The following is a 26,566-nucleotide window of genomic DNA, read 5'->3' as shown; positions in this document are numbered from 1 at the left end:
CTACGCCGCGAGACCCTCACCAGTTCTTGGTGGACCCTCCGGAGTCGCCCGGCCCGCCGGCCGGGTCGTCGCCGAAGAACTCCTGGTACTCCTGCCGGCTCTGGTCCTCGTCGTCGCGGGCCTCGGAGTTCTGCTGCTGGAGCTTCTCCTGCCGCTCGGCCTCGGCCCGCTCCTGCTCGCTCTGGTCGGTCTCGGGCGGCGGCTCCGCACCCTCGGTGCCGCCCTGCGGGTCCTGGGGCTGCTGCGGCTGTGCGTCCTTCGCCTGCTGCTGCTTGTCCTGCAGGCGCTGGACCGATGCCTCGTTCTGCTCCTTCTCCGGGGGCGGCTGCTCCTCGCAGCCCGGCCACCCGCGGACCTGCTCGGCCGTCGCGTAGGAACGCTCGGCGTACGAGAACCACTGGGCGGCCTGGTCCTGGAGGTCCTGGGGGACGAGCTCCTCGCCCGTGCCGTACGGGTCGATGAGGTAGGAGTTGTAGTCCTGGCCCGCCGCCCGCGCGGCGAGCGCCTCCTCGAGCGCGGCCTTCTGCGACAGGTAGTCCTCGCCCGTGGTCGACTCGTAGTCGCCCGCGGTCTCGTAGGAGATCGACAGGTTGACCTGGATCTCGCAGCGGACCATGGGCGCCTCGTGCTCGGCGAGGTCGTAGGCGCGGTGGAGCTCGGAGATGGCGGCGGTGTCGTCGCCCGCCCGGTGGTTTGAGGTCCCCGTGTTGAACCACGCCTTCCACGGGTCGACGACGTTCATCGTCTTCTGGAGGCCGAAGTTCGTGGCGGCCTCCGAGAAGTCGCTCGCCTCGTACCGGCCGGACGCGTAGGACGCGATCACGGGGAGGAAGGCCAGCTTGGTGCCGAGCACGAGCGCGGCGACCAGCAGGGGCAGGGGCAGCAGGAGCATCAGTGCCCGACGGCGCAGCCGCCGTCCGCGCATCGCCGCGGCCTGGGCAGAGCGTTCGCCCGGCCGCGGGGGCAGGCTCTTGTCGGTCATGCGCGCACCCCCACCCGGCGCGCCGCCGACCGGCCCGCCGCCCACGCCTCGAACCCGAGCAGGGCGGCGCCCACGAGCGCGAGAGGCCACACGACCGGACGGTACGCCGTGACCAGGCGCCTGCCGTCCGCCGCGACCTGCTGCGGGTCCACGCCTGCGACGAGCTCCGCCGTCGGGCCCGTGGTCTCGCGGTGCACGTACGGCACGCCGAGCTGGGTGGCGACCGCGCGCAGGTTGTCCTCGTCGATCACCGAGAGCGCGTCGGGCGACTCGGGGTCGTCGAGGGTCGCCCGGGACGGGTCCTTGAGGTAGGCGGCGTCGGCCGGGTCCTCGTCGGGCGCGTACTCCTTCATGCGTCCACCCTCCGGGGTGCCGTAGCCGAGGACGGCGCCGCCGTCGACGAAGGGCGCGAGGTCCTCGTACGAGCGGGGCTCGCCGTCTGCGGTCTGCTCGCCGTCCGACAGGAAGAAGACGAGCCGGACGTTCGACGGGTGGTCGGTCGCTGCGCCCTCGAGCGCTGAGCGGAGCGCATCGAGCGGCCGGTCGGTGAGCGACCCCTTCGAGTAGAGCGTGATCTCGCGCTTGAAGGTGTCGGCCCAGGACGTGATGGCCCGGGCGTCCGTCGTGAGCGGGACCTGGCGGCTGGCCTGGGAGTCGAACGAGATGATCGAGTAGCGGGCGCCCGGGGTGTCGGCCGTGAGGCTTGCGACGTCGTGCCGGACGCCCACGAGGCGCTCGTTCGTGCCGTCGAAGTCCTCGGCCGCCATGGAGCCCGTGCGGTCGACCACGAAGAACATGTCCACGTTCGCGACCGACGTGTCGCGGTCCGTCACGGGGACCGAGGGGCCGAGCCCGATCACGGCGAGGACCGCGACGAGGGCCGTGCGCCGGACCCACGCACCGCGCGGCCCGGCGGGCACGCCCTGACCGGCTGCACCGCGCGACGGACCACGGAGCGCGACGACGAGCTGCCACCCGGCGAGGCCGAGCAGCGGGACGAACACGACGGCCCACGCCCACAGCGGGATCAACGGCTGGAAGGTCATTCGCGCAGCCTCCAGGCGACGACGACGAGCAGGGCGGCACCGGCGGTCGCCACGAGGAACCAGATCGTGGGCAGGTCCGTCACGACGACTTCCGGGCTCGCGTCGAGCTCGACGGCCTGCTGCGCGACCACGTCCTCGACCATGCCCTCGACGGCCCGCGGGTCGCCCGCGAGGAAGTACAGCCCGCCGCCGGCCTCGACGACCTCGCGGTACTGCGTCTCCTCGGGGGTGCCCTCGTAGAGCTCCGAGCCGCCGTAGATGCCGTGCAGCGTGATGTCGCGCGAGGCGACGAGCGCCGAGGCCTCCTCGAGCGAGTAGATGGGCTCGCCCGCGACGTAGTTGTCCGTCGCGAGGATGATCGAGCGCGACCGGTCGGTGGTCTCCTCGTCGAACTGCAGCGCGCAGTTCGCGAGCCCGTCGCCGATGAGGCTCGCCGCGGACTCGTTCGCGAGGGTCCCCGCGGTGTACGTGAGGAACTCCAGGACGTCCTTCTGGTCGCGCTCGCTGCTGAAGTCGAGCGTGCTGGGGTCCTTGTCGAACGCCGCGATGCCCGCCGCGAGCTCCTCCTGGACCAACGTGTAGTCGTCCGTCAGGGGGAACACGGTCCTCGACGTCGAGTTGAAGATCGACAGCGCGATGCGCTCGCCCTCGAAGCTGTCGACGAGCTCCGAGTACACCTTGAGGATCTCGCCGTCGTACGCCGTCATGGACCCGGACACGTCGAGGCACAGGACGATGTCCCGCGTCCCCAGGCGGTCCACGACCAGGTCCGTCTCGACCGGCCGGGCGGCGACCGCGCCGACGCCGACGAGCGCGACGAGCAGCCCCGCGAGCCCCGCGACCTGGAGCCTGCGGTAGCGGCGCACCCACGCCGCGAAGGCCGGGACCTGCGCGAGGTAGGAAGAGTTCGCGACCCACGTGACGTCGTCGGGCTGCGCCTTGAGCGCCCGTGCCCGACGACGGCGCGCGAGCCACCACGCCGCCGCACCCGCGGCCAGGACCAGGACCACGACCGCGGCGAGCAGCCACGGCCACAGGATCGAGGCGCCCTGCGGCCCCGGCGTCACCACGTCCTCACCACCGAGCGGGCGCGGTTGATCGACTCCCGGCCGTCGGGCGAGCCGCCCGGCCCCGGCCGGGACGACGCGTCGAGGGCCTCGTCCTCCGCGAACGACGGGTGGTAGTACCGCGCGATCAGGCGCGTCAGGTGCGCCGTGCCCGTCATGCGCTCGATCTCGGACAGGGTCAGCACCGAGGCGTCCACGCCCAGGCGGCCCGACGCGAACCCGCGGACCTCCTTCGACAGCGCCAGGTGCAGCCCGCGCTCGTCGAGCCCACCCGCGAGGTAGGCCCCCTCGACCGCGTCGAGGTGCGCCTCGAACTCGGTCCGCAGCCCCGCGTACGGGTCGAGGGAACCCGTCGCCCACGACGGCCTGAACCGCAGGGCCTTCTCCTCGGCCGACGCCCGGGTCGAGCGGAACGCGAGCACGACCCACGCCACGACCAGCAGCACGATCACCACCCCGAGGGCAGCCCACCAGCCGCTGTAGAGGGCCGGCGCGTAGAGCTCATCGTCGGGCACGCTTCGCCCTCCCCAGCAGCTCGACGAAACGAGGCACGACGTCGTCGGTCCCGGTGACGCTCACGGCCTCCACCTGGAGGGCGTGCAGCAGGTCCACGACCGACGCCCGCCGGGACACGGCGGCCTGCGCCGCGCCCGCCACGATGTCCGCGCGCCCCCGCAGGAACGGCGGCAGGTCGAGCGTGCCGTCGACGTCCGCGACCTGCCCGGGGGCGCGGTGCGCCACTGCGGCGCCGCCCAGGGCCGAGTCCGGGGTCGGGACCCCGACGGGCGACAGGTCCGCGACCGCGACGACCATGACCTCGTGGCGCACGCGCAGGCGCCGCAGCAGGGCCTCGTGCTCGGGCCCCGGTCGTGCCTCGTCCGTCACGACGACCATGATCGAGCGGCGTCGGAACGCGTTGAGCGCCCGGTCGAGCGCCCGGTTCAGGTCGCTCGGCGGGGCCTCGACCCGCAGCTGCCGCTCGACCGTGCGGAGCAGGAGCTCGAGGTCCTGCGTGCTGGCCCGAGGCGGGAGCTGGACGAGGCGCTGCGCGTCCCCCGCGACGAGCGCGACCCGGTCCCCGCGGTCGCGCGCCAGGTAGGCCACGAGCGCGCAGCAGAAGCTCACGACGTCGGCCTTGGGCTCGCCGCTCGCGGCCGTCGCCCCCATGTTGCGGCCCGTGTCCACGACGAGGACCAGGTTGACGTTGGACTCGCGCACGAACCGGCGCACCACGGGGATGCCCGCGCGGGCGCTCGACTTCCAGTCGATGTCGCCCACGTCCTCACCCGGCGCGTACAGGTGGAGGTCGTCGAAGTCCTGCCCGTGCCCCTTGAGGATCGAGCGGTGCCGCCCCTCGAGTAGCCCCGAGGCCCGCCGGGCCAGCGGGAGCTCGAGCCTGGCCCGGACCTGGGCCAGCCGCGACACGTCGGTCATGGGCCGGGCCTACGGGGTCGGGACCGCGTCGAACACGGCGTCGATGAGCTGCTCGGGCTGCACGTTCGTGGCGAGCGCGTCGAACGTGCGCACCAGGCGGTGGCGCAGGACCGAGTAGCGGACGGCCTTGATGTCGTCCGGGACGACGTACGCGCGCCCGGCCTGGATCGCGAGCGCCTGGCCCACGCGCATGAGCGCGATACCGCCGCGCGGGCTCGCGCCGACGCGCACGTGCTGGTCGAGACCAGGGACGGGCCGCGGGCCCGACAGGCGCGTCGTGTTGATCAGGTCGACGATGTACCGCTTGATCGACTCGTCCACGTACACGTCGTCGACCAGTCGCTGGAGGAAGACCACGTCGTCGATGCTGATCGGCTCGGCCGTGATGGGTGCCGTCATGCGGCCCGTCGAGATGCGGTCGAGGATCTCCAGCTCCTGCGCCGGGGCCGGGTACGTGAGCACCTCCTTCATGAGGAAGCGGTCCATCTGGGCCTCGGGCAGCACGTACGTGCCCTCCTCCTCGATGGGGTTCTGCGTCGCGAGGACCATGAACGGCGAGGGCAGCGGGAAGTTCTCGCCGCCGATCGACGTCTGCTTCTCCTGCATGGCCTCGAGCATCGCCGACTGCGTCTTGGCGCTCGACCGGTTGATCTCGTCGAGCAGCACGAGGTTCGCGTGCACGGGCCCGAGCTGCGTCGTGAACGACCCGGTCGCGTAGTTGTAGATCTGCGTGCCCACGATGTCGTTCGGCATGAGGTCCGGCGTGCACTGGATGCGACGGAACGAGCCGTTGATCGCGGACGCGAGGGTCTGTGCGGCGGTGGTCTTGGCGAGCCCCGGCACGGACTCCAGCAGGATGTGGCCACCAGCGAGGAGCGAGCTGACCAGGGCCGTGCGCAGCGCCTCCTGCCCGACGACCCGCTGGTCGAACACCTGCTCGACACGCTTGAGAAGGTGACCCGCGCGGTCCAGGTCGGTCGTGGAGATGCTGCCGTGACCTGTGGCCATGGTGAGGTCCTTCGCGTGTGCTCGGGTTCTGCCGGAGATGTCGTCACGGCCGTCCCTCACGAGGAGGACGCCGTGCGAACCCGGCCCAGTATGCCAGCGGCACCTCTCGGCACGCCGCTCTCTCCACAGCCGAGCCAGGGGGAGAGGTGCCCACCGCGCGGCCCGACGCCGCTCCGACGGCTCCGCGAGGGGACCCCGCTCCCCGAGGGGAATACCGCGATGACCCGCATGCCGCCTACCCTGGTCGGGTGACCGCCACCGCCCCCCGCAGCACCTCAGGAACCGCGCCCGACCGGGCCGCGCAGCCCCCCGGTCGGGGCGCTGCCGACGCTCCCCGCAACCCCTGGTGGCTCGTGCTCGCCGGACCTGCGGCCGTGGTCGTCGCGATCGTCTCGGTCGTCGCCGCGGGAGCCTTCTCCGGGGCGTTCCAGCCCCTCGCAGGTTTCGCCGACCCGGGGGCGCTCGCTCGCTGGGGACTGCCGGTCTCGACCACCTTGACCGAGCTCGCGATCGCCCTGACGATCGGCTCGCTCGTGCTCGCGGCCTGCGTGCTGCCCGCCGGACCGCCGCTCCGCAAGGCCCTCGGGGTCGCCGGGGCCGCGTCGGCCGTGTGGGCCGTGCTCACCGTGGTCCAGACCGTCCTGCGCTACTCGGTCCTGTCGAGCATGCCCGTCACGAGCATCGGCTTCGGTGAGCAGCTCGCGGCGTTCGTCACGCAGATCTCGCTGGGCCGCAGCCTCCTCGGCGTCATCGTCGTCGCGGCCCTGACGTCGGCGTGCGCCTTCGCGGTCCGCACCGCGACCGGAGCCCTGTGGACGGCCCTGCTCGCGATCTCGGCCCTCGCGTTCCAGGCCAACACCGGTCACACGGCCGGCGCCGCGAGCCACGAGCTCGCGATCTCCTCGATGTTCCTCCACCTCGGCGGGGCGGCCCTGTGGATCGGCGGGCTCGGGGTGCTCGCGATCGTGCGGCTGCGCGGCGGCCTCGACCGCACGGCCTTCGCGTCCTCGGTCGCGCGCTACTCCTCGATCGCCGGCTGGTCCTTCGTCGCGGTCGCCGTCTCCGGCGTCGCCAACGCCTGGATCCGGCTCGGCGGCGTCGCCGGGCTCAGCACCGACTACGGCGTGCTCATCCTCACGAAGGTCGGGCTCATCGTCGTGCTCGGAGCGATCGGGTTCGCGCACCGCGAGCTCGTCGTCCGACGGCTCCAGGGCGTGGGCGGTCCCGCCCGCGGCCCGCGCGCGACCAGCACATCCGCCGGGACGGCCACCGCGGCGGGTGAGGCCAGGACGGCGGGAGGCTCCGGCGTCGGGCACGAGGACGCCGGGAAGCGTCCGGCCGCCGCCGGCAAGGGCGGTGCGGCGGCCGCCACCGAGAAGGCCGCGACGTGGCTGTTCTGGCGGCTCGTCGCGGTCGAGCTGCTCGTCATGGGCGCGGTGTCGGGCGTGGCCGTCGCACTCGGTTCGACGGCGCCCCCCGTGCCCGACGAGCCGATCGCGCTGCCGACGCCCGCCGAGCTCGTGACCGGGCACCCCCTGCCCCCCGAGCCCGACCTCGGGCGCTGGTTCTCCGAGTGGCGCTGGGACCTGCTGCCCGCGTTCGCGTGCGTCGCGGCCCTCGTCGTGTACCTGCGCTGGGTCCGGCGGCTCGCGAAGCGCGGCGACCGGTGGCCCGTCGGGCGGACGATCTCGTGGACGCTCGGCATCGTCGTCCTGTTCTGGGTGACCAACGGTGGGCCCGCGGTGTACGGGCACGTGCTGTTCAGCGCGCACATGGTCCAGCACATGGTGCTCGCGATGGTCGTGCCCATCTTCCTCGTGCTGGCCGCGCCCGTGACCCTGCTGCTGCGGGCCGTGCCCGTGCGCAAGGACGGCTCGCGCGGACCGCGCGAGTGGGTGCTCGCGCTCGTGACCTCGAAGTGGGGGCAGTTCTTCGCCAACCCGATCGTCGCCGCGATCAACTTCGCCGGGTCGATGATCGTCTTCTACTACACGCCCGCGTTCGAGCTCGCGATGACGACGTACATCGGGCACCTCGCGATGCTCCTGCACTTCACGCTCGCCGGGTACCTGTTCGCGAACGCGCTCGTCGGGATCGACCCCGGGCCGCACCGGCCCGGCTGGCCCCAGCGGCTCCTGCTCCTGCTCGTCACCATGGCGTTCCACGCCTTCTTCGGCGTGTCCCTCACGACCGGGACGCAGCTCCTCGTGCCCGAGTGGTTCGGGCTCATGGGGCACGACTGGGGGATCACCGCGATCGCCGACCAGCAGCGCGGCGGCGGCGTCGCGTGGGGCATCGGGGAGCTGCCGACGCTGTCGCTCGCGATCGTCGTCGCGGTCATGTGGGCGCGCTCCGACGAGAAGGACGCCAAGCGCCGCGACCGCCGGGTCGACAAGGACGGCGACGTCGAGATGGACGAGTACAACCAGATGCTCGCGAAGATGGCGGAGCAGGACAAGCCCTGAGCGGCGCTCTCCCGGTGCCCTCGAGGTGCCCGGTACCCGGGTGCCGAACACGGGGTTGAGGTCGTCATTCGCTCGATGACGACCTCAACCCCGTCCTGGACCGCGCGGTTTCCCGTGTTGGCGGTCGTCCACAGGGGGCCAGCCAAGAGGGCCGTCCACAGTGCACCACCGGGCGGCGGCGCGTGGTCGGCGTCACCTGCTGGGATGCCTCGATGCGCCACCTGTCGCCGGTACCTGAGGAGCTGCTCGTCGTCGCGCGCCGTCAGGAGGGGCTCGTGTCGGCGGCGCAGTGCGAAGAGCACGGACTCCGTTCGCACCGACGCTCTCGGCTCGTCGAGCAACGGCGATGGACGCAGGTGACACGTGGTGTCTACGACATCGACCCGGTGCCACCGGCCCGCCGGGAAGGGCCGGGGGTCCCGGACCATCGCCGTCGACGCGCCGCCTGGGCAGGTCTCCTCGCCTTCGGGCCGGAGGCGATCGCGGTCGGCCCGTGCGCAGTGGCTCTGCTCGGCATCCAGGGACTCCCGCTGCAGATCACTGCGCAGGCGGCGCTCCCGGGCGGGCGTGCGACAGGTTCACGGGACGGCATCCTGCTGAGGCAGTTCGACGACGGGATGACCGTCACGCGCGTCGTCGGCCGGTACGTCGCCACCCCGGACTGGGCGCTCGCCCAGACCGTCCCGGAGGTCGGGCGCCGCACCGCGGTCGCCCTGATGGACAGTGCGCAGCACCGCGGCCTGCTCGACGTCCGTGGACTCGACCGCGCGCACGACATGGCCCGAGGTCGACGAGGGGTCGCCAGGACGCATTCGTGGTGGGAGATCAGTGACCGGCGCGCCGAGTCCCCGCTCGAGACCCTTGCCCGGCTCGACTGCCTCGACGCCGGTGTCCCGCCCGACGAGCTCCAGGTGGTGATCTCGGGCGACGAGGGTCAGTTCCTGGCCCGGGGCGACCTGGGCTGGCGCCTCCCGGACGAGCGGTGGTTGATCGCCGAGGTCGACGGGGCCGAGGTGCACGGAGCTCCCGAAGCCCTGTTCGTCGACCGTCGACGGCAGAACCTGCTCGTCGCGTCACGAGGCGTCGCGTTGCTCCGCTTCACGGCCCGGGACCTTGCGGTCGTGGGGCGGGTGGGGCTGGAGATCCGCGCCTTCCTGGACCGAGCACGACGTTCCGTGCGATCCAGAACGGGGTTGAGGCCGCCATCCGACGGATAACGACCTCAACCCCGTTCTCGGCACCGACGGCAGGCCTCAGACCGCGATCCTTGCCCTCGCCCATGACGAGAAGCGGTCCACTACCCACACCAGCACGAGGACCATGAGGATGTAGGTCAGCATCTCGTCGAACCGGAACAGCTTGATCGACTTGTTGATGAGGAACCCGATCCCGCCCGCGCCCACGAGCCCCAGCACGAGCGAGGACCGCACGTTGACGTCGAACCGGTAGAGCAGCAGCCCCAGGAACTGCGGCACGACCGCGGGCAGCACCGCGTGCGTGACGACCTGGGTGCGGCCCGCACCGTTGGTGCGCAGCGCGTCGGCGGGCCCGGGGTCGATCTCCTCCATGGCCTCGGCCCACAGCTTGCCCATGACGCCCGTGTTGTGGACGACGAGCGCGAGCACCCCCGCGAACGGTCCGAGCCCCACGGCGGTCACGAAGATCAGGGCGAACACGACGTCGGGCACGGCGCGGAAGAACGACAGGATCGCGCGCGACCCCTGGTACCAGACCGACCCCGGCGTGCTGCCGCGCGCGGCGAGCACCGCGAGCAGGAGCGACAGCGGGACGGACAGCGTGGTCCCGAGCAGCCCGATCCACAGGGTCACGAGCGTGGCCTGGAGGCCGGGGGCCACGACGGTCGACCAGTCGAGGTCGGGCGGGAACGCCTCGCCGACGAACCGGGCCATGCCCTCCCAGCCGCCCACGAGCGCGCTGATCGAGAAGCCCGTGCCCTGCCAGGCGAGGACGTGCAGCCCGAGCAGCACCGCGCCCGCGATGACCCAGGTCGTGACCTGTCGGCCCGAGCGGTGGGCCGTGGGCACGACGACGTGCGCGAGCGTCTCGGACGACGGCCCCTCGGCCCGGGCGGGGGAGCCGCCGCGCGGGGAGCGGGGCGAGCGGGTGGGGGCGGTGGCGGTCATGCGGGGACCCTCGTTCCGACGGTCGTCCGTGTGACGGTCACGGTCGCCGTCTCGGCCGAGTACAGGTGCTCGACGGCGTCGCGCGTCACCGCGTCCGGCGCACCGTTGAGGCGCTCGCGTCCGGCGACCATCCCGACGAGACGGTCGGCGTGCTCGCGTGCGAGCTCGGGGTCGTGGAGGACGGCGACGACCGCGAGCCCCTCGTCGTGCGCGAGGGTCGCGAGCAGCTCCATGACCTGGGTCGAGGCGGCAGGGTCGAGGGCCGAGGTCGGCTCGTCGGCCAGCAGGACGCTCGCCCGCTGGCACAGGGCGCGTGCGACGGCCACGCGCTGCTGCTGGCCGCCCGAGAGCTGGCCGACCCGGTCGAGCGCGCGGTCGGCGAGGCCGACGCGGTCGAGGCAGAGCATGGCTTCGGCGCGCAGCTCGCGGGGGAACAGCGACGCGACGAGCGACCGTCGCAGCGGAAGCCGCCCGAGCGCCCCGGCGCACACGTTGTCGAGCACGGTGCGTCGCCGCACGAGGTTGACCTGCTGGAAGATCATCGCGACCCGGCGCCTGGCCTCGTGCTGCTCCGCCGCCGAGGTCCGGTGGTGGGGGAGGACCTGCTCGCCGTCGACCCACACCTCGCCCGACGTCACGGGCGCGAGCCCGATCACGGACTTGAGCGTGGTCGACTTGCCGCAGCCGTTGGCGCCCAGGATCGCGACGAGCTCGCCCGCCGCGACGTCGAGGTCCATGCCGTCGACCGCGCTGCGCAGCACGGCGTCGCCGGTCTCGGAGCGCGTGCTGAACTGGACCCGCAGGTCACGGACGTGCAGACCGGGTGAGCGGACGCCGTCGGGCGGGTGCAGCACGCCCTCGGCTGCGCCGTGGTGTGAAGCCATCTGGAACAACTCCTTGCTGGAGCGGGACGCGAGCCCGCGAGGGAGAGAGGGCGGTCGACCGGGATCGCGGCCGACCGGACGGGACGAGCGGGGTGGGCCGCCGGGCCCGGTGGACCCGGCGTCCACCCGCACCGTCCGCGAGGGGTCAGACGTCGTCGGCGGTCAGCTTCAGCGTCTTCGCGAGGTCGAACAGCGGCTGGTACGTGTCGACGTCGACCTCGACGAGCGGGCCCGCCGGATCGACGTCGAGGAACGCGCCGATGGCCTCGACGTCGGCGGTGTCGAGCGTGAGGAGGGCCTCGCGCACGGCGTCCTTGAACTCCTGGCTCTGCGACCCGGCGACCGTGATGGGGTCGTTCGGGATGGCGTCGGACTCCCAGACCTGGCGGAACGTCGAGGAGTCGAACGTGCCCTCGCGCTCGGCGGTCGCGAGCGTCTGGGAGTTGATCTGCGCGGCGTCGACCTGGCCGTTGGTCAGGGCGAGCAGCGCCTCGGGGTGGCCGCCCGCATAGGTGATCTCGACGTCGGTCTCGGCGAGACCCGCGTCGAGGATCGCGAAGCGCGGCAGCGCGTCGCCCGAGGTCGAGCCGGTCGAGCCGAGCGCGAGCGAGTGGCCCGGCAGGTCCTCGATGCTCTGGATCGGGGAGTCGACGGGGACCCAGATGCCCGCGGTGTAGCTCGAGAGCGAGCCGTCGGCGAGGCCGAACGAGGCGAGGGGCTCGGCGTCGGCGCGCTCGCTCGCGAACACGAACCCGAGCGGGCCGAACTGCGCGAGCTCGAGCTTGCCGTTCTCCATGGCGAGGACCTCGGCCGAGTAGTCCTCGACGATCGTCAGCTCGACGGGGCAGTCGAGCTTCTCCGACAGGGCGTCGGCGAGGTGCTGGTAGGCGGGCTCGAGCTTGGCGGGGTCCTCGTAGGGCTCGATGCCGAACCGGATCGCGCCGTTCGGGCACGTCGCGGACGCGGCACCGTCGGTGCTGGTCCCTGCGTCGGCCGTGCCGGTCGAGCAGGCGCTGAGGGCGCCGAGGAGCAGTGCGGCGGCGAGGACCGAGGTGGCCTGGCCGGTGCGGCTGCGGTGCATGTCTTCTCCTGGGGTGGGGGTTTCGCGAGAGAGGCTGGACTGGTCGGAGGGGCGAGAGAGGGTCGTCTGTCAGAGGAAGCCGTCGAGCACGCGCGGGGCGAGCCCGAGCGCGGTGGTCATGCCGATGCCGGACGTGACCGACACCGCGCGCACGCCTGGCATGGGCGTGACGTCGAGGAACGGCGCGGGCGCGGAGGCGTAGACGCCCTGCCAGCGCTCGCGGACCGTGAGGGGACCGCTGCCGAGGAGCCGCGCGGCCTCGGTGAGCAGGAGCTCGTCGAGGGCCTCGGGGTGGAACGGCCCGGGAGTGGTCGCGTAGGCGTGCGTGTCGCCGAGCGTGAGCGTCCCGTCGGGGCGCTGGGTGATCATGAGGTTCACCGCGGCGTCGATCAGGGCGGGGTGCTGGACCCTCAGGCGCTCGCGGACGGCGGCGGTCGCGGGGGAGTGGCGGAAGCCGTCGTAGCGCAGCAGCGAGGTGCCGGTGAAGATCGCGGGGCCGATCTCCCGGGGGCCGCCGTCTGCGCCCGCGGGGGCGTCGACGCGCAGCATCTGCAGCGTGCACCGCTGGATGCCCGCGGCGGCGGCGGTGTCGGGGAAGAACCGGTCCACGTCGTGCCCGACGGCGAGGATCACCTTGGTCGCGACGACGTCGCCCCGGGAGGTGCGCACGAGGGTCACGCCGCTGCCGGCCTCGAAGCCCTGGACGGTCGTGGACCAGGCGAGGTGCGCGCCGCGCTGCTCGGCGTACCAGCGGGCGATCGCGGGGACCGCCTCGCGGGGGTCGACGCGGATGTCCTGGGACAGGAACGCGCCGCCGACGACCTCGGCGGGGTCGCCCGGGACGCGGTCGAGGACCTGGTCGCGGTCGAGCAGCCGGACGTGGCCGTCGCGGCCGTGGGCGAAGTCCTCGAGGACCTGCCGCTCGTCGTCCGCGCGGGCCACGACGACGGTCCCGGACTCGCGCAGCCAGAAGTCGGCCTCCTTGGCGAGCTGGATCCAGCGCTCGCGGGCCGCGAAGGCGTACGTGAGGGCCGTGCCGTCCTGCGCGGTGAAGCAGCCGTGCCCGAAGTTGCGGACCGAGGCGCCGACGGCGCGGTCGTCGCGCTCGACCACGAGGACGGACAGGCCGCGGCCGACGGCCTCGACGGCGTGCGCGAGGCCGACGATCCCGGCGCCGACGACCACGAGGTCGACGCGGGCGGGGAGGTCGTTCCCGGTGGACGGGCTGCGCGTGCCGGGGTGGCCGGCGGGGAGGGCGTGGGTGCGGCCGGACGGGGCGGGGCGTCGAGGTGCTGTGCTGCTCACGACACGGACACTGCCGTGCAGAACGAGCACGGAGCAAGCGATTCCAGGACTTGTCCAGACAAGTTTCCGGAGTGTTCACCTGGCGTTGACGCTCCGTGCGCGGGGTTCACGCGGCCGTCATCGGTACGCCGTTCTCGGTGCGGGAGCGGCCTGTATGGTCAAGTCATGGCTCCGTCCTCGTCGTCCCCGCGTACCGCCCCGTCCCCGCCGAACCAACAGGCCCGGCCGTCGTCGTCAGCCCGTCCGCCCCACCCGCCCCAGCCGTCGAACGGCCCGCTGCACCAGCACGTCCTGGGCGAGCTGCGCCGTCGGATCGTGTCCGGCACCTACGCGATCGGCGACTCCCTGCCGTCCGAGTCCGCGCTGTGCGCCGAGTTCTCGATCTCGCGCGGCACGGTCCGCCAGGCGCTCGGGACGCTGCGCAGCGAGGGGCTCATCGGCGGGGGACAGGGACGTCCGCCGGTCGTGCGCTCGCGCGCGGTCCCGCAGCCGTTCGAGACGTTCCTGTCGTTCAGCCGCTGGGCCGCGGGGGTGGGGCGCGTGCCCGGGCAGCGGACGGTCGAGGTCGCACGACGCGGTGTGCACGGCGTCGCGGCCGACGCCCTGGGGCTCGAGGAGGGCACGCCCGTGGTCGAGGTGCTGCGCCTGCGCCTGCTCGACGGGGTCCCGGCGATGGTCGAGCGCGACACCTTCATCGAGCCCGTGGGGCGCCTCATCTTCGAGTTCGACCCGGACACCGGTTCGATCTACGACCACCTCATCTCGCGCGGCGCGGACCTGCACGCGGCGCGCCACGTGATCGACGCCGTCGCGGCCGACGAGACCGACGCCGACCTGCTCGAGGTGCCCGCGGGCGCCCCGCTGCTGCGCGAGCGCCGCACCACGCGCAACGCCGCGGGCGTCCCCGTCGAGTACGCCGACGACCGCTACCTGCCCGAGCTCGCGGCCTTCACGATCGACAACACCCAGGACACGTCGCTCTCGATGGTCCGCTTCCCGACGGCGTCGGTCGCCGCGGCGTCCCTCGTGTCGCCCACCACCGGCACCACCGAAATCGAACCGACCCAGGAGCCCTCCGCATGACCAGCAACAGCACCAGCACTCCCGGCACCGTGCCCGCCCCGCGCCCGCCCCTCGCGATCGAGCTCGTCGCGCTCGACGTCGCGGGCACGACCGTCGAGGAGGGTGGCGCGGTCTACGACGCGCTGCACACGGCGGTCCTCGAGCACGGGAGCGGTGCGACGTCGTCGGACATCCAGCACTGGATGGGGGCCGAGAAGCGCGCGGCGATCACCGCCCTGCTCGCGATCGGTGCCAGCACCTCCGGCGCGCCGGGGGACGCTCCCGACGACGCGACGGTCGACGCCGCGTTCGCGCGCTTCACCGCGCTGCTCCACGAGGCCTACCGATTGAACCCGCCGACCCCGGTCCCCGGCGCGCCCGAGGCCTTCGCGGCCCTGCGCGCCGCGGGCGTCAAGGTCGCGCTGACCACGGGCTTCACGCGCGACGTGACCCGAGGGATCCTCGACGTGCTCGGTTGGACCGTCGCGTCCGGCCCTGAGCAGTGGCTCTCGCCCGAGGTCACGCTCGACGCCGTGACGTGTGCCGACGAGGTGCCGCTGGGCCGCCCGGCGCCCTACATGGTCCACCGCGACATGGAGCGCACGGGCGTCCTCGACGTCGCGCGCGTCCTCGTCGCGGGCGACACCGTGCTCGACCTGCGGTCGGGGGTCAACGCGCGCGCAGGGGCGGTCGTCGGGGTGCTCACGGGCAAGCTCGGCGCGGCGGACCTGGGGCGCGAGCGCCACGACTTCCTGCTCGACTCGGTCGCCGACCTGCCGGAGCTCGTGGCGCGCCTCAACGCCTGACCCCCACCCGGCACCCCGGAGCGCGGGGGTCTCAGCCCCGGGTGACGACCCAGCCGTCGCCCGTGCCGCGGGCGACGTGCAGGCTCGCGCCCGGGCTCAGGACGCGGTTCGCGATCGAGAGGTCCTCGGAGCACACGTCGGCCTGGGCGAGCCGCAGGTCCGCGACCTGCGCGACCTCGTCGTCGTTGACGAACACGAGGTAGCCCGTGCCGACGTCGACCGTGCTCGGGAGCTCGCCCTGCACGGGGCCGTCGGCCCCGGCTGCCTCCGCGACCTCGGTCGGATCGTCACCGGGGCACACGATCACGGCCTTCTGCCAGTCGAAGTGGGTCGTGGAGATGAGGTCGAGGTCGCCGTCCGCGCGGCCGGCGGCGGCGATCCCGGCGAGCACGGTGTCGTCGAGGTCCTGCGCGGGCTCGGACCCGCACCCGGTCAGGAGCAGCCCGACGACGGCGCTCACGGTCAGGGGGAGGAAGGGAGCCTTGGGCACGGGTCCAGTATGCGCTGCTCGGCACCGAGGGCGGGGCGTCGTGATAGGACGGTGCAGTGACCACTGACGACGCAGACTCCGTCCCGACCCCCTTCCACGACCTCGACCGGTACGTCGCGATCCCCCGCACGGGCGGCCTCGTGATGTCGCCCGACGGGCGGCGCCTCGTGACGAGCGTGTCGACGCTCGACGCCAAGCGCACGGCCTACGTCTCGGCGCTGTGGGAGGTCGACCCGACGGGTCAGTCGCCCGCCCGTCGCCTGACGCGCAGCACCAAGGGAGAGTCGGGCGCCGCCTTCACGGCCGAGGGGGACCTGCTCTTCACCTCGGCCCGGCCCGACAGCGACGCCTCGGCATCGACCGAGGGCGACCCGACGTCGGCCCTGTGGCTCCTGCCCGCGACGGGTGGCGAGGCGCGCGTCGTCGCCTCGGCCCCCGCCGGGGTATCGGCCCCGCTCGTCGCGCGCAGCGCGCCCGTCCTCTCGCTCGCGGCCGACGTCCTGCCGAGCGCGCGCGACCTCGCGCACGACGCCGAGCTGCGCACGGCCCGCAAGGACAAGAAGGTCGCCGCGATCCTCCACACGGGCTACCCCGTGCGGTACTGGGACCACGACCTGGGCCCGTCCGAGCCGCACCGCTTCGTCGCCGACCTCTCGCACCTGACCGACGAGCCGGCCCGTCCGCTCCCGGCGGACGACAGCACCGCCGAGGACGCCGCCCCCGACCTCCCCGCAGGACGCGTCGAGCTGCGCGACGTGACCTCCGCCGTCGGGCCCGCGCTGCGCGAGCACTCCGCGGACCTGTCCGCGGACGGGACCACGCTCGTGACGACCTGGACCGTCGCCGGACCGGGCGCGTCCCAGCGCTCGATCCTCGTCGCGATCGACACCTCGACCGGGGAGCGCCGCACGCTCGTCGACGAGCCCGGCGCCGAGGCGTCCTCGCCCGTGATCTCGCCCGACGGTGCGTGGGTCGTGTTCGTGCGCGAGACCCTCTCGACCCCGCAGGACGCGCCCGAGCAGGGCCTCGCCGTCGTGCCGCTGCGCCCGGGCGACGGCTCGGACGGCGACCCCGACGACGGTGGCGCGAACCACGGCCTGCGCTCCCTCGCGGCGAGCTGGGACCGCTGGCCGACGTCGGCCGCGTGGCTGCCGGACGGCTCGGGCCTCCTCGTGACGGCCGACGACGACGGGCGCGGCCCGGTCTTCCACGTCGCGTTCACGCCCGACGGGTCGGGGGCCGACGGCACGGTGTCACGCCTCACCTCGGACGACGCGACGTTCACCGACGTCCGCGTCGCCCCCGACGCCTCGGCCGCGTACGCCCAGCGCACGAGCTACCTCGAGCCCTCGCACCCCGTGCGGATCGAGCTCGCGGACTTCCTCGCGGCCCCCGCCGGCGAGCGCACGCCCGTCGCGGCGACCGCGCTGCGCGGGCCCGTGGAGAGCCCGGACCTGCCCGGCACGCTCACCGAGATCGAGACCGCGGCGTCGGACGACGTGCGCGTCCGGGGCTGGCTGGCCCTGCCGCACGGCGCGAGCGCCGAGAACCCCGCGCCGCTGCTGCTGTGGATCCACGGCGGGCCGCTCGGCTCGTGGAACGCGTGGAGCTGGCGCTGGAACCCGTGGATCCTCGTGGCCCAGGGCTACGCGGTCCTGCTGCCGGACCCCGCGCTGTCGACGGGGTACGGGCAGGACTTCGTGCAGCGCGGCTGGGGGTCGTGGGGTGCGGCGCCCTACACGGACCTGCTCGCGATCACCGACGCGGCCGAGGAGCTGCCCGAGGTCGACGAGACCCGCACCGCCGCGATGGGCGGCTCGTTCGGCGGGTACATGGCGAACTGGGTCGCGGGACACACGGACCGGTTCAAGGCCATCGTGACGCACGCGAGCCTGTGGGCCCTGGACCAGTTCGGTCCCACGACCGACGCGTCGTACTACTGGCAGCGGGAGATGACGCCCGAGATGGCGGCCGAGCACTCCCCGCACCGCTACGTCGGGGACATCGTGACGCCCATGCTCGTGATCCACGGCGACAAGGACTACCGCGTCCCGATCGGCGAGGGCCTGCGCCTCTGGTACGAGCTGCTGTCGGCGTCGGGGCTCCCCGCGGCCGCGGACGGGAGCACCGACCACCGGTTCCTGTACTTCCCCGACGAGAACCACTGGGTGCTCCAGCCGCAGCACTCGATCGTCTGGTACCAGGTGGTGCAGGCGTTCCTGGCCGAGCGCGTGCTCGGCCAGGCCCCGGGCGAGGGTGCGGCCCGGCTCCCGTCGACGCTGGGCTGACCGGGTACCCGCGGCCGCGCGAGGTAGGACGTGCTGGGGCGAGGCAGGGCGCGTCGCGCCCTACCTCGCCCCAGCACGTCCTCCCTCGGCGGGGCGCCGGCCGTCTGCGACCCGACCTCGCGGTCAGTGCGACAGGCGCCGGTGCGGCGGGAGGCGCCGGTCGTGCGCGGCACGGACCAGCTCGACGACCATGAACACGATGATGGACGCGACGAGCACGATGCCGAAGAGCAGGAACCAGTTCGCGGGGCCCGACCCCGTGGGCACGTAGACCGCGGCGTCGACGCTGGCGGCGAGCGTGAGACCGGACATGACGTTCCTCCCTGAGCGGGGAGCTCCGGGCGGAACCCCTTCCTTCCAGGATGCACCCGTTCGGCGGTGCTGCACCCGGTGGGACGGCTCGGCCCCGGAACGGCTCGGGACTACGCCCTCGCCGCCCGGACGATCTCGGCCGCGAGGTCGGCGGGCCGCGAGAACATGGGCCAGTGCCCGGTCGGGAGGTCGACGTACGTGACGTCGAGCTCGCCGAGCTCGGTGTGCAGGGGCGGCCCGGGGTGCGCCATCTGCTTCAGCACCTCCGAGGGCAGGCTCGTGCAGATCGCGGTCGCCGGGACGTCGAGCCGCCCGGGGTCGCTCACGTGCACCCGGCCGCCGGCGACGCCGCCCGGGTGGGGGACGGCCCGTGCGCGGAACCGGGCGAGCCCGGCCTCGTCGATCCCGTCGAGGCTCGACCCCGCGGCCGCGAGCTCGTCCCACGAGGGCAGGGGGACCTCGACCGTCCCCGCGGGCAGGTCCGGGGAGAGCGACGCGCCGTCGACCAGCGGCCCCGTGTCGACGTGGATCGTGCGACGGATGCGCGCGGGGTCGCGGTCGACGACCTCGTGGATCACGGGCCCCCCGCCGCTGTGCCCCACGAGCACGACGTCCCCGTCGAGGGGCGCGATCACGTCGCGCACGGCCTGGACGTGGTCCTCGCGGGTGAGGTGGCTGCGGTCGGTCGCGACGTCGTCGAGCCCGGGGAGCGTCACGGCGTGCGGTACGAGGCCCGCGGCCTCGAGGTGGGGGACGACGTCGTCCCACGCCCACGCCCCGAGCCAGAAGCCCGGGACGAGGACGACGTGGACCTGCTGGTCTTCGCTGTGCTGTGTGGTGGTCATGCCCCCAGCCTGCCGGGGCGCTGGTGACACCTGTCTGTCACCATTGTTCGAGGGGTTCCGGGCGAGATGCGTCCGCTGCCCCGGACCCGACGGAGGCGGCACGTGAACAAGACCGAGCGGCTCTACGCCGTGGCAGAGGAGCTGCGCCGCGCAGGGCCCGGCGGGACCACGGGACCCCGGCTCGCACGCCTGCTCGAGGTGAGCGAGCGCACGATCAAGCGCGACGTCTCGGCGCTCCAGCAGGCCGGCCTGCCGATCTGGGCGCAGGCCGGGCCGGGCGGCGGCTACGTGCTCGACCCGTCCGCGTCCCTGCCACCCGTCAACTTCACGCCGCAGCAGGCGGTCGCGGTCGCGGTCGCGCTCGCCGCCCTCCCACCTGGCAGCCCGTTCGCGGTGGACGCAGCGGCCGCGCAGGGCAAGGTCTGGGACGCGCTCGGTCCGCAGGCGCGCGAGCGGGCGGCGGCCCTCGCGGCGAGGGTGTGGATCGACCGGGGTGCCGGGGCGCGGCCTGCCCCGGACGGGACGATCCCCCCGCCCGGCGGCGCGACGACCGACGGCGACGGCACGACAGGCGGACCCGTGCCGCGCGCCCGGGTGCACCTACAGGTCCTGCGTGCGGTCGAGCAGGCCCTCGCGCGGTCGCTCGTGCTCGCGATCCGGTACCGCGACGCGCGGGGCCACGAGTCGGCCCGCCGGGTCGAGCCCGTGATCCTGGCGCACAGGGAGGATGCCTGGTACCTCGTCGCGTGGTGCCGGTCCCGGGACGCCGTCCGCTGGTTCCGCCTGGACCGCGTCGAGCGCGCGGACCTCACGGGCGAGACGTACGTGCCGCGGCCGGTCGCGGAGGTGGGGACCCCGCCGTCGGGCGCGGTGCCCGTCGCCTGAACGGTCGAGGGTTTCGCGTTCCAGGAGTCCGCGCGATGATGGCCACCTGCCGACCCCGAGGAGACCTGCCGTGAGCACCGACCGCACCCGCGCCTTCTTCGACGCCCAGGCCCCCGACCTCACGGTCCTCGACACGGGCGAGGACACCGCGACGGTCCAGATGGCCGCGGCGACGCTCGGGGTCGAGCCGGGGCAGATCGCGAAGACGCTCGCGCTGCGCGACGGCGAGCGCAGCTTCCTGCTCGTGACGCGGGGCGACGCACGGGTCGACAACGCGAAGTTCAAGGCGACGTTCGGGACCAAGCCGCGCATGCTCGACGCCGAGAGCGCGACCGCTCTGACGGGGCAGCCGATCGGCGGGGTGGGGCCGTTCGGGCACAGCGGGCCCGTGACGGTGTACTGCGACGTGTCGTTGCAGGGCTTCGAGACGGTCTACCCGGCGGCGGGCAGCCCGACGAGCGCGTTCGCGATCACGCCCGGACGGCTCGCGGAGCTCGCCGGGGCGCAGTGGGTCGACGTCAGCCGGTAGACGGCGGAGGTCAGAGGACCTTGTCGCCCAGGAGCCGGTTCACGGTGTAGATGTCGACGCCGCGCCCGAACTCGAGCGTGACCCTGCCCAGCCCCGAGAACCACAGGACGAGCTCGGAGTCGAGGTCGATCGTCCCGGCGGTCTCGACCGAGTACGCCTGGATCTTGCTGTACGGCAGCGTCGTGAAGTCCTTCTTCCTGCCCGTCATGCCCTGGACGTTGAGCGCGAGGATGCGCTTGCTCGTGAACGTCACGGAGTCACGGATGCCCTTGAAGGCCAGGTAGACCTGCTCGTCGGCGTGCAGGATCTGCTGGAGGTCCTTCTGGGCGCTCGTCAGGTCCCAGGGGCTGAGCTTGACGAACGAGGCGTTGTCGAAGTCGATCACGCGGTCATGCTGCCATGGCCAGGGAGCTGGTCATGACGGACGACACGGCCGAGGCCTCGAGCCAGCGGCGCACGAGGCGGGCGTCCGCGGCCCGGCGCACCGGGCTGCGCAGGTTGAGGTGCGCGTAGGCCCGGTGCTCGACGAGGGCGGCACGGTCGTGGTCGAGGGCCCAGAGGATGGCGCAACGGAGCTCGTCGGTCGAGGGCCGGAACGCGTGGTCGAGGTGCATGATCACTCTCAAGGTGAGGGCCGCGGGTCTCGCGGCGGAGAAACTGTGTACACCTCTCAAGAGGGGCGAACCCGGACTTCATGACGCGACTTCACGGAAGAAGTTTTCCTGACAGTCTGTTTTGTGAAGCGAACGGCCTCAGCGACACGGTGACGCTCGTCACGTGCGTGTCGGTGGACCGTGCCACTCTCGACGCATGGACAGGGACGAGGCACGGGAGATCAAGAGCCAGCTCGCGGACTTCGCGCGCGATCTCGCCGCGGGCACGCACGCGACGGCGAGCGCGGCGCAGCCGGCCGGTGACGGAGAGCAGGAAGCACCCGACGGCCGGGACGCGTGGGCTCCCACGCTCGCGCTCGGGCTGGCGCCGCGCGAGGGCGGCGGGTACGGCATCGCGGTCCGCTACCGCCTGGGGGTCCCGGCCGTGCGCAGCATCGCCCGACGCGTCGCGTCCGAGGCGGGCCCGGTCGTGGACGTCCGCCGGACGGGGCGGATCCGTGCGCTCTCCCGGTCGACGGGCACCGGCCCGCGTCCGCCGGTCGTGACCGCCTTGGCGGCGGGGGAGACCGGCCGGGTGCGGCCGTTGCGCCCCGGGGTCTCGATCGCGCACGTCGACGTCACGGCAGGCACGCTCGGCGCGTTCGTCCTCGTCGGGGACACGTTGCACGCCCTGTCCAACTACCACGTGCTCGCGGGCTCGCCGCGCGCGCAGGTGGGGGACGCCGTCGTGCAGCCCGGGCCCGCCGACGGCGGACGCGCCCCCGCCGACCAGGTGGGCACCCTCGCCGCGACCGTGCCCCTCGCGCGCGGGCGGACCGCGACGGTCGACGCCGCGGTCGCCCTGCTCGACGACCCCGACGTCGACCTCGACTACCCCGTGGGCCTCATCACGACCACGGCCGTCGCGCTCGGCGGCGAGACGGTCGGCAAGATCGGCCGGACGACCGCCGTCACCGCGGGGCGTGTCACCGCGATCGAGCTCGACGACGTCGTGGTCGGCTACGGCGAGGACCTCGGCGCCTTGCGCTTCGACGACCAGATCGAGGTCGAGTCGACCGGTACCGGACCGTTCTCGCGCGGCGGCGACTCGGGGTCGCTCGTGTACCGCGCGGACGGCGTCGCGCTCGGGCTGCTCTTTGCCGGGTCGGAGACCGGGGGAGAGAATGGGACCGGGCTGACGTACGTCAACCCGATCGACACCGTCCTCGCCGCGCTCGACGCCCGGCTCGCGCGCTGAGCCCGCCTCGACCCGCGGCGGACGGTCGGAGGGTGGTACCGGTGGCGAGCATCGAGCAGGCCCGCGAGGCCAAGGCCGCGCTCAAGCAGGCCCTCGCGGGCCAGGACGGCGTGACGGGGATCGGCCTGAGGCACGAGGGGGCTGACGCGGCCGGGCGTTCCGGTGCTGCGAAGGCACGGTCAGAGGCCGCCGACACCTGGTGCCTCCAGGTCAACGTCGTCGACGCCGCCGCGACGGGCGACGTACCGCAGGAGGTCGACGGCGTCGCAGTCGTCGTGCGCGTCACGGGGCGGATCGACCGATCGGGCTAGGGCTCGTACTGCTCGTCCGTGGGTAGCCGCTGCCGACAGGGCGAGGTCGAGCGCTGCCCGGCGTGCGAGCAGAATGGTCCGGTGACCTCCACGACCCCCCACGCCCGCCTGCCCCGCGTCCGCGCCTCCGAGCTCGTCGGCCGGGGGTGGCTCAACACCGGCGGCCGTGACGTCTCGCTCGCGGACCTGCGCGGGCGGGTCGTCGTCCTCGACTTCTGGACGTTCTGCTGCGTCAACTGCCTGCACGTCCTCGACGAGCTGCGCGAGCTCGAGGAGGCGCGCCGCGACGACCTCGTCATCATCGGCGTCCACTCGCCGAAGTTCGAGCACGAGGCAGACCCGGTCGCGCTCGCCGCCGCGGTCGAGCGCTACGAGGTGCGCCACCCCGTCCTCGACGACCCCGAGCTCGTCACCTGGTCCGCGTACACCGCGCGGGCCTGGCCGACGCTCGTCGTGATCGACCCCGAGGGCTACGTCGTCGCGCAGATGGCGGGCGAGGGGCACGCGTCGGCGCTCACCGCGCTCGTCGACGAGCTCGTGACCGAGCACCGCGCCAAGGGCACGCTGCGCTCGGTGGCCGCGGGGGCGGGCGACGTCTACGTGCCTCCCGCGCCGACGTCGGGCACGCTGCGCTTCCCCGCCAAGGCGATCGCGCTCCCGGGAGGCAACCTTCTGGTCGCGGACGCGGGGCACCACTCGCTCGCCGAGCTCGGGCCCGACGGCGAGACGCTCGTCCGGCGCATCGGCTCGGGCGAGCGCGGGCTCGTCGACGGCGGGCCGGACGTGGCGCGGTTCAGCGAGCCCAACGGGCTCTGCCTGGTCCCGACCGAGCTGCGCGCCCACCTCGGCTACGACGTCCTGGTCGCGGACACGGTCAACCACGCGCTGCGCGGCGTGCGCCTCGCGGACGGCCGGGTGACGACGGTCGCGGGGAACGGCCAGCAGTACATGGTGGGGGCGGTCGACAACGTGCTCGCGGCCGCTGACGGTGGTGCGCCGGTCGGTGGGACGCTCGCCGAGGTCGACGGTCCGTTCGGGTCGCGACTCACGGTCCTCGTCGGCGCGAACACGCCGGAGCAGCCCAGGCCCGCGGGCCTGCCCGCGACGATCGAGAACGCGGGCGGCGCGGTGCTGCAGAAGCTGTCCTCGCCCTGGGACGTGGCCTGGGTCGAGCAGATGGGGGCCTTCCTCGTCGCGATGGCGGGCAACCACTCGCTGTGGGCCTTCGACGGCGAGCAGGGATCGATCGACCTCGTCGGCGGCACCATGAACGAAGGTCTGCTCGACGGGCCGCTCGTCGACGCCTGGTTCGCGCAGCCGTCCGGGCTGGCCGTCGGCCCGGACCGGCGCGTGTGGGTCGCGGACTCGGAGACGTCGGCGCTGCGCGTGGTGACCCCGGTCGCCGGGACGACGCAGGGAGAGGTGCGCACCGCCGTCGGGCAGGGGCTGTTCGACTTCGGGCACCGCGACGGGGCCGCCGACCAGGCGATGCTCCAGCACCCCCTCGGGGTCGCGACGCTGCCCGACGGCAGCGTGGTCGTCGCCGATACCTACAACGGGGCGATCCGTCGCTACGTCCCCGCGGACACCGGGGTGGACGCGTCACCGGCCACGGTGACGACCCTGGCGACGGGCCTCGCGGAGCCGAGCGACGTCGTCGTGCTCCTGGACGGGGAGCCCTGGGCTCCCGGTGAGGCCACCGCGGCGGGGGCGCGCGTCGACCTGCTCGTCGTGGAGTCCGCCGCGCACCGCATCACGCGCGTCGCGCTCCCGGCGACGCTCGCGGGAGAGGTGCTCGACGGCGGCGCGCACCGCACGCAGCGACCCGTCACCGACGTCGTGGCCGGGGAACTGCGGCTCGACGTGCCGTTCTCGCCCGCACCCGGGCAGAAGCTCGACGACCGGTACGGGCCCTCGACGCGCCTGACCGTGAGCGCGACGCCGCCCGAGCTGCTGCTCGACGGCGCCGGGACCGGGACCGACCTCGTCCGAGCCCTCGTCGTGAACCCTGCGGTGGGCGAGGGCGTGCTGCACGTGACCGCCCAGGCCGCGTCGTGCGACGTCGTGCCGCTGCTCGACGACGGGACGCCCGACCCCGACGTGTTCCCTGCCTGCCACCTCGCGCAGCAGGACTGGGGCGTGCCGGTGCGGGTCGTGGACGGTTCCCCGGACGATCGGGTGCTGACGCTCCCGCTCCGGGGGTGAGCCCGCGCCGTCGGACAGGCTGAGATCGGACGGGGACACGCCCAGGGCCGGGCTTCGGCGACGAAGCCCGGCCCCGGGGATGAGTACGTCAGAAGCAGCCCGGCGTCCACTTGTGGCTCAGGATGTGACCCGCGGTGCTGAAGGTCTTGGACTGGCCGCTGTTGACGGCATAGGTCGAGTTGAACGGGCCGCCACCCCCGGCGTTGACCCAGGTGACCACGAGAAGACGGCAGCTCGAGGCCGTGTTCGTGTACGTCTTGGTCTCGGCGGCGTTGGCGGCGGTGGGTGCTGCCAGCATCAGTGCGGCGGTCGTGGCGATGACGGCGATGGCCTTCTTGAACTTCATCGTTCTCCTTGAAGGGTCGTGATGCACGAGGCATCGTGACACCATGCTCGCCCCCTGTGGACGTGGCGTCGATCACAGAGCCTGGCATAAGGAAGGACCGCGCACCATTTATAGGCGCGCGACCGCTCGGCCGCCGGTCCAGCGCCACGGGCGCAGACATGCCAGAACGAGCGTGACCTCGAGGTCACGCTCGTTCTGACGCCAGCATCACTCCCAGATCAGGAGCTCTTCGCCGCGCGCGACCCAGGTCCCGACCGGGGCCAGCGGGGTCACGGCGTCGGGCTTGCCCTCGAGCGCGACGACGGGGCAGACGGCCGAGCGGCCACCCTCCTCGATCGCGGCAGGGTCCCAGGTGACCAGCGTCGTGCCCTGGTGGACCACGTCACCCTGGGCGACGTGCAGCGTGAAGCCCTCGTCCGCGAGCTGGACCGTGTTGATGCCCAGGTGCACCAGCACGGCCTGGCCGCTGTCGTGCTTGATGACGAACGCGTGCGGGTGGACCTTGACGACCGTCCCGCTGACCGGGGCCGACACGAGGCCGCCCTCGGCGGGGTCGGGAGCGATCGCGGTACCCGGACCGACGAGTCCCGCGGAGAACACCGGGTCGTCGACGTCCGACAGGGCGACGACGGTCCCGGTGACCGGGGAGAGGACGGTCAGGGGCGCTGCGGTCAACGGAGGTCCTCGATGTCCGAGGCGAGGTTGTCGGCCTCGGGGCCGACGATCACCTGGATCGCGTTGCCCGTCCGGACGACCGCGATGGCCCCGGCGCCCGTGAGGGTCTTCTCGTCGACCAGGCTCGGGTCCTCGACCTCCACGCGCAGACGCGTGATGCAGGGTTCGAGGTCGAGGATGTTCGCATCCCCGCCGAGGCCCTTGAGGATCTGCTCTGCCTTGCTCATGTCGTGCTCCTTCGTGTGCTGGTGCGGACGTACGTCGAGGTGCCCGCGGACAGCGGGCACGGGGTCACATGAGGTCTGCGAGGTCCGAGGCGATCGTGTCGACCTGGGGGCCGACGACGACCTGGACCACTCGTCCCGTCGTCATGACCCCGAAGGCGCCGGCGGCGCGCAGGGCGGCCACGTCGACGAGGCTGGGGTCCTTGACGAGCGACCGCAGTCGGGTGGTGCAGGGGTCGATCTCCTCGATGTTGCTCACCCCGCCGAGGCCGGCGAGTATCGCGGCGGCCCGTGCTGCATCGGCTGCAGTCATCGTTGCAT

At 73.4% G+C, this 26,566-nt stretch carries 29 protein-coding genes; 10 read left to right on the top strand and 19 right to left on the bottom strand.

Annotation, left to right across the window (positions count from 1 at the left end):
- Window positions 1–16 precede the first annotated feature (16 nt).
- Genes JOD48_RS18425 through JOD48_RS18400 form a run of 6 tightly spaced genes read right to left on the bottom strand, consistent with a single transcriptional unit; the run spans window position 17 to window position 5,537 of the window.
- Entirely contained in the window at window positions 17–982 is a 966-nt protein-coding gene (locus JOD48_RS18425; protein ID WP_204810029.1) for a hypothetical protein, read from the bottom strand.
- Window positions 979–2,028: a vWA domain-containing protein gene (locus JOD48_RS18420; protein ID WP_204810028.1), complete on the bottom strand. Its 1,050-nt coding sequence runs from the start codon at window positions 2,026–2,028 to the stop codon at window positions 979–981. Before JOD48_RS18420 ends, JOD48_RS18425 begins: the two co-directional genes overlap by 4 nt.
- Window positions 2,025–3,095, bottom strand: coding sequence for a vWA domain-containing protein (locus JOD48_RS18415; RefSeq protein ID WP_191790196.1), 1,071 nt, complete (start codon window positions 3,093–3,095; stop codon window positions 2,025–2,027). The genes JOD48_RS18420 and JOD48_RS18415 overlap by 4 nt, the downstream gene beginning before the upstream one ends.
- Complete coding sequence (locus tag JOD48_RS18410; RefSeq protein ID WP_204810027.1) at window positions 3,092–3,610, bottom strand: hypothetical protein; 519 nt, start codon at window positions 3,608–3,610, stop codon at window positions 3,092–3,094. The genes JOD48_RS18415 and JOD48_RS18410 overlap by 4 nt, the downstream gene beginning before the upstream one ends.
- Window positions 3,597–4,529, bottom strand: coding sequence for a DUF58 domain-containing protein (locus JOD48_RS18405; protein ID WP_204810026.1), 933 nt, complete (start codon window positions 4,527–4,529; stop codon window positions 3,597–3,599). Before JOD48_RS18405 ends, JOD48_RS18410 begins: the two co-directional genes overlap by 14 nt.
- A gap of 9 nt (window positions 4,530–4,538) precedes the next feature.
- Window positions 4,539–5,537 carry an AAA family ATPase gene (locus tag JOD48_RS18400; protein ID WP_191790199.1) on the bottom strand — a complete coding sequence of 333 codons (999 nt, stop codon included), beginning with the start codon at window positions 5,535–5,537 and terminating at the stop codon, window positions 4,539–4,541.
- A 248-nt stretch (window positions 5,538–5,785) separates the two neighbouring features.
- Here JOD48_RS18400 and JOD48_RS18395 point away from each other — a divergent pair, with 248 nt between their 5' ends.
- Window positions 5,786–8,002 (top strand): bifunctional copper resistance protein CopD/cytochrome c oxidase assembly protein, encoded by a 2,217-nt coding sequence (locus JOD48_RS18395; protein ID WP_307824252.1) that lies wholly within the window; start codon window positions 5,786–5,788, stop codon window positions 8,000–8,002.
- A 212-nt stretch (window positions 8,003–8,214) separates the two neighbouring features.
- Window positions 8,215–9,219 (top strand): putative endonuclease domain-containing protein, encoded by a 1,005-nt coding sequence (locus tag JOD48_RS18390; RefSeq protein WP_204810025.1) that lies wholly within the window; start codon window positions 8,215–8,217, stop codon window positions 9,217–9,219.
- A 36-nt stretch (window positions 9,220–9,255) separates the two neighbouring features.
- On the opposite strand, the gene phnE is transcribed toward JOD48_RS18390, so the two are convergent.
- From phnE to JOD48_RS18370, 4 genes are all read right to left on the bottom strand, one after another.
- Window positions 9,256–10,146 carry a phosphonate ABC transporter, permease protein PhnE gene (phnE, locus tag JOD48_RS18385; RefSeq protein WP_204810024.1) on the bottom strand — a complete coding sequence of 297 codons (891 nt, stop codon included), beginning with the start codon at window positions 10,144–10,146 and terminating at the stop codon, window positions 9,256–9,258.
- Window positions 10,143–11,030, bottom strand: a complete 888-nt coding sequence (locus JOD48_RS18380) for a phosphonate ABC transporter ATP-binding protein (RefSeq protein ID WP_204810023.1) — start codon at window positions 11,028–11,030, stop codon at window positions 10,143–10,145. The genes phnE and JOD48_RS18380 overlap by 4 nt, the downstream gene beginning before the upstream one ends.
- A 145-nt stretch (window positions 11,031–11,175) precedes the next feature.
- The gene (locus tag JOD48_RS18375; RefSeq protein WP_204810022.1) at window positions 11,176–12,111 is read right to left on the bottom strand and encodes a phosphate/phosphite/phosphonate ABC transporter substrate-binding protein; all 936 of its coding nucleotides are present in this window, start codon (window positions 12,109–12,111) and stop codon (window positions 11,176–11,178) included.
- A 69-nt stretch (window positions 12,112–12,180) separates the two neighbouring features.
- Window positions 12,181–13,416, bottom strand: a complete 1,236-nt coding sequence (locus JOD48_RS18370; RefSeq protein ID WP_204810021.1) for a TIGR03364 family FAD-dependent oxidoreductase — start codon at window positions 13,414–13,416, stop codon at window positions 12,181–12,183.
- 165 nt (window positions 13,417–13,581) lie between these two features.
- Here JOD48_RS18370 and JOD48_RS18365 point away from each other — a divergent pair, with 165 nt between their 5' ends.
- Together JOD48_RS18365 and JOD48_RS18360 are read left to right on the top strand one after the other, a co-directional pair.
- Window positions 13,582–14,499, top strand: a complete 918-nt coding sequence (locus JOD48_RS18365; protein WP_191790203.1) for a GntR family transcriptional regulator — start codon at window positions 13,582–13,584, stop codon at window positions 14,497–14,499.
- Window positions 14,496–15,284: a phosphonatase-like hydrolase gene (locus tag JOD48_RS18360; RefSeq protein ID WP_204810020.1), complete on the top strand. Its 789-nt coding sequence runs from the start codon at window positions 14,496–14,498 to the stop codon at window positions 15,282–15,284. The genes JOD48_RS18365 and JOD48_RS18360 overlap by 4 nt, the downstream gene beginning before the upstream one ends.
- 31 nt (window positions 15,285–15,315) lie before the next feature.
- On the opposite strand, the gene JOD48_RS18355 is transcribed toward JOD48_RS18360, so the two are convergent.
- Complete coding sequence (locus tag JOD48_RS18355; protein WP_191790205.1) at window positions 15,316–15,774, bottom strand: hypothetical protein; 459 nt, start codon at window positions 15,772–15,774, stop codon at window positions 15,316–15,318.
- Between the two features lie 56 nt (window positions 15,775–15,830).
- Here JOD48_RS18355 and JOD48_RS18350 point away from each other — a divergent pair, with 56 nt between their 5' ends.
- Window positions 15,831–18,062: a S9 family peptidase gene (locus tag JOD48_RS18350; RefSeq protein ID WP_372440786.1), complete on the top strand. Its 2,232-nt coding sequence runs from the start codon at window positions 15,831–15,833 to the stop codon at window positions 18,060–18,062.
- A gap of 123 nt (window positions 18,063–18,185) precedes the next feature.
- On the opposite strand, the gene JOD48_RS18345 is transcribed toward JOD48_RS18350, so the two are convergent.
- Together JOD48_RS18345 and JOD48_RS18340 are read right to left on the bottom strand one after the other, a co-directional pair.
- Window positions 18,186–18,374 (bottom strand): hypothetical protein, encoded by a 189-nt coding sequence (locus JOD48_RS18345; protein ID WP_191790206.1) that lies wholly within the window; start codon window positions 18,372–18,374, stop codon window positions 18,186–18,188.
- Window positions 18,375–18,484: 110 nt separating this feature from the next.
- The gene (locus tag JOD48_RS18340) at window positions 18,485–19,219 is read right to left on the bottom strand and encodes an alpha/beta fold hydrolase (protein WP_204810019.1); all 735 of its coding nucleotides are present in this window, start codon (window positions 19,217–19,219) and stop codon (window positions 18,485–18,487) included.
- 102 nt (window positions 19,220–19,321) lie between these two features.
- On the opposite strand from JOD48_RS18340, the gene JOD48_RS18335 reads away from it, so the two are divergent.
- On the top strand, window positions 19,322–20,104 hold the full coding sequence (locus tag JOD48_RS18335; protein WP_204810018.1) for a helix-turn-helix transcriptional regulator: 783 nt from the start codon (window positions 19,322–19,324) through the stop codon (window positions 20,102–20,104).
- A gap of 70 nt (window positions 20,105–20,174) precedes the next feature.
- Entirely contained in the window at window positions 20,175–20,633 is a 459-nt protein-coding gene (locus tag JOD48_RS18330) for a YbaK/EbsC family protein (protein WP_191790209.1), read from the top strand.
- Between the two features lie 10 nt (window positions 20,634–20,643).
- Here the strand turns inward: JOD48_RS18330 and JOD48_RS18325 are convergent, their stop codons facing one another.
- The gene (locus tag JOD48_RS18325; RefSeq protein ID WP_191790210.1) at window positions 20,644–21,018 is read right to left on the bottom strand and encodes a PH domain-containing protein; all 375 of its coding nucleotides are present in this window, start codon (window positions 21,016–21,018) and stop codon (window positions 20,644–20,646) included.
- Between the two features lie 4 nt (window positions 21,019–21,022).
- Window positions 21,023–21,247 carry a hypothetical protein gene (locus tag JOD48_RS18320; protein ID WP_191790211.1) on the bottom strand — a complete coding sequence of 75 codons (225 nt, stop codon included), beginning with the start codon at window positions 21,245–21,247 and terminating at the stop codon, window positions 21,023–21,025.
- Between the two features lie 196 nt (window positions 21,248–21,443).
- On the opposite strand from JOD48_RS18320, the gene JOD48_RS18315 reads away from it, so the two are divergent.
- The 3 genes from JOD48_RS18315 (at window position 21,444) to JOD48_RS18305 (ending at window position 25,000) form a co-directional block, all read left to right on the top strand.
- Window positions 21,444–22,484 (top strand): chymotrypsin family serine protease, encoded by a 1,041-nt coding sequence (locus JOD48_RS18315; protein WP_204810017.1) that lies wholly within the window; start codon window positions 21,444–21,446, stop codon window positions 22,482–22,484.
- Window positions 22,485–22,525: 41 nt separating this feature from the next.
- Entirely contained in the window at window positions 22,526–22,795 is a 270-nt protein-coding gene (locus JOD48_RS18310; RefSeq protein WP_191790213.1) for a hypothetical protein, read from the top strand.
- Between the two features lie 81 nt (window positions 22,796–22,876).
- Window positions 22,877–25,000: an NHL domain-containing thioredoxin family protein gene (locus tag JOD48_RS18305; RefSeq protein ID WP_204810016.1), complete on the top strand. Its 2,124-nt coding sequence runs from the start codon at window positions 22,877–22,879 to the stop codon at window positions 24,998–25,000.
- 88 nt (window positions 25,001–25,088) lie between these two features.
- Here JOD48_RS18305 and JOD48_RS18300 read toward each other — a convergent pair whose 3' ends face one another.
- The 4 genes from JOD48_RS18300 to JOD48_RS18285 form a co-directional block, all read right to left on the bottom strand.
- On the bottom strand, window positions 25,089–25,346 hold the full coding sequence (locus JOD48_RS18300) for a hypothetical protein (RefSeq protein ID WP_191790215.1): 258 nt from the start codon (window positions 25,344–25,346) through the stop codon (window positions 25,089–25,091).
- A 207-nt stretch (window positions 25,347–25,553) separates the two neighbouring features.
- Complete coding sequence (locus JOD48_RS18295; RefSeq protein WP_204810015.1) at window positions 25,554–26,021, bottom strand: PTS sugar transporter subunit IIA; 468 nt, start codon at window positions 26,019–26,021, stop codon at window positions 25,554–25,556.
- Window positions 26,018–26,248, bottom strand: a complete 231-nt coding sequence (locus JOD48_RS18290) for a PTS sugar transporter subunit IIB (protein ID WP_138822375.1) — start codon at window positions 26,246–26,248, stop codon at window positions 26,018–26,020. The genes JOD48_RS18295 and JOD48_RS18290 overlap by 4 nt, the downstream gene beginning before the upstream one ends.
- A gap of 64 nt (window positions 26,249–26,312) precedes the next feature.
- Entirely contained in the window at window positions 26,313–26,558 is a 246-nt protein-coding gene (locus JOD48_RS18285) for a PTS sugar transporter subunit IIB (RefSeq protein ID WP_056644676.1), read from the bottom strand.
- Window positions 26,559–26,566 lie beyond the last annotated feature (8 nt).

This window comes from Oerskovia paurometabola (assembly GCF_016907365.1).
GTDB lineage: Bacteria > Actinomycetota > Actinomycetes > Actinomycetales > Cellulomonadaceae > Oerskovia > Oerskovia paurometabola.
Note: the sequence above shows the minus strand (reverse complement) of the source record. Positions and strands in the feature narration are given on the sequence as shown.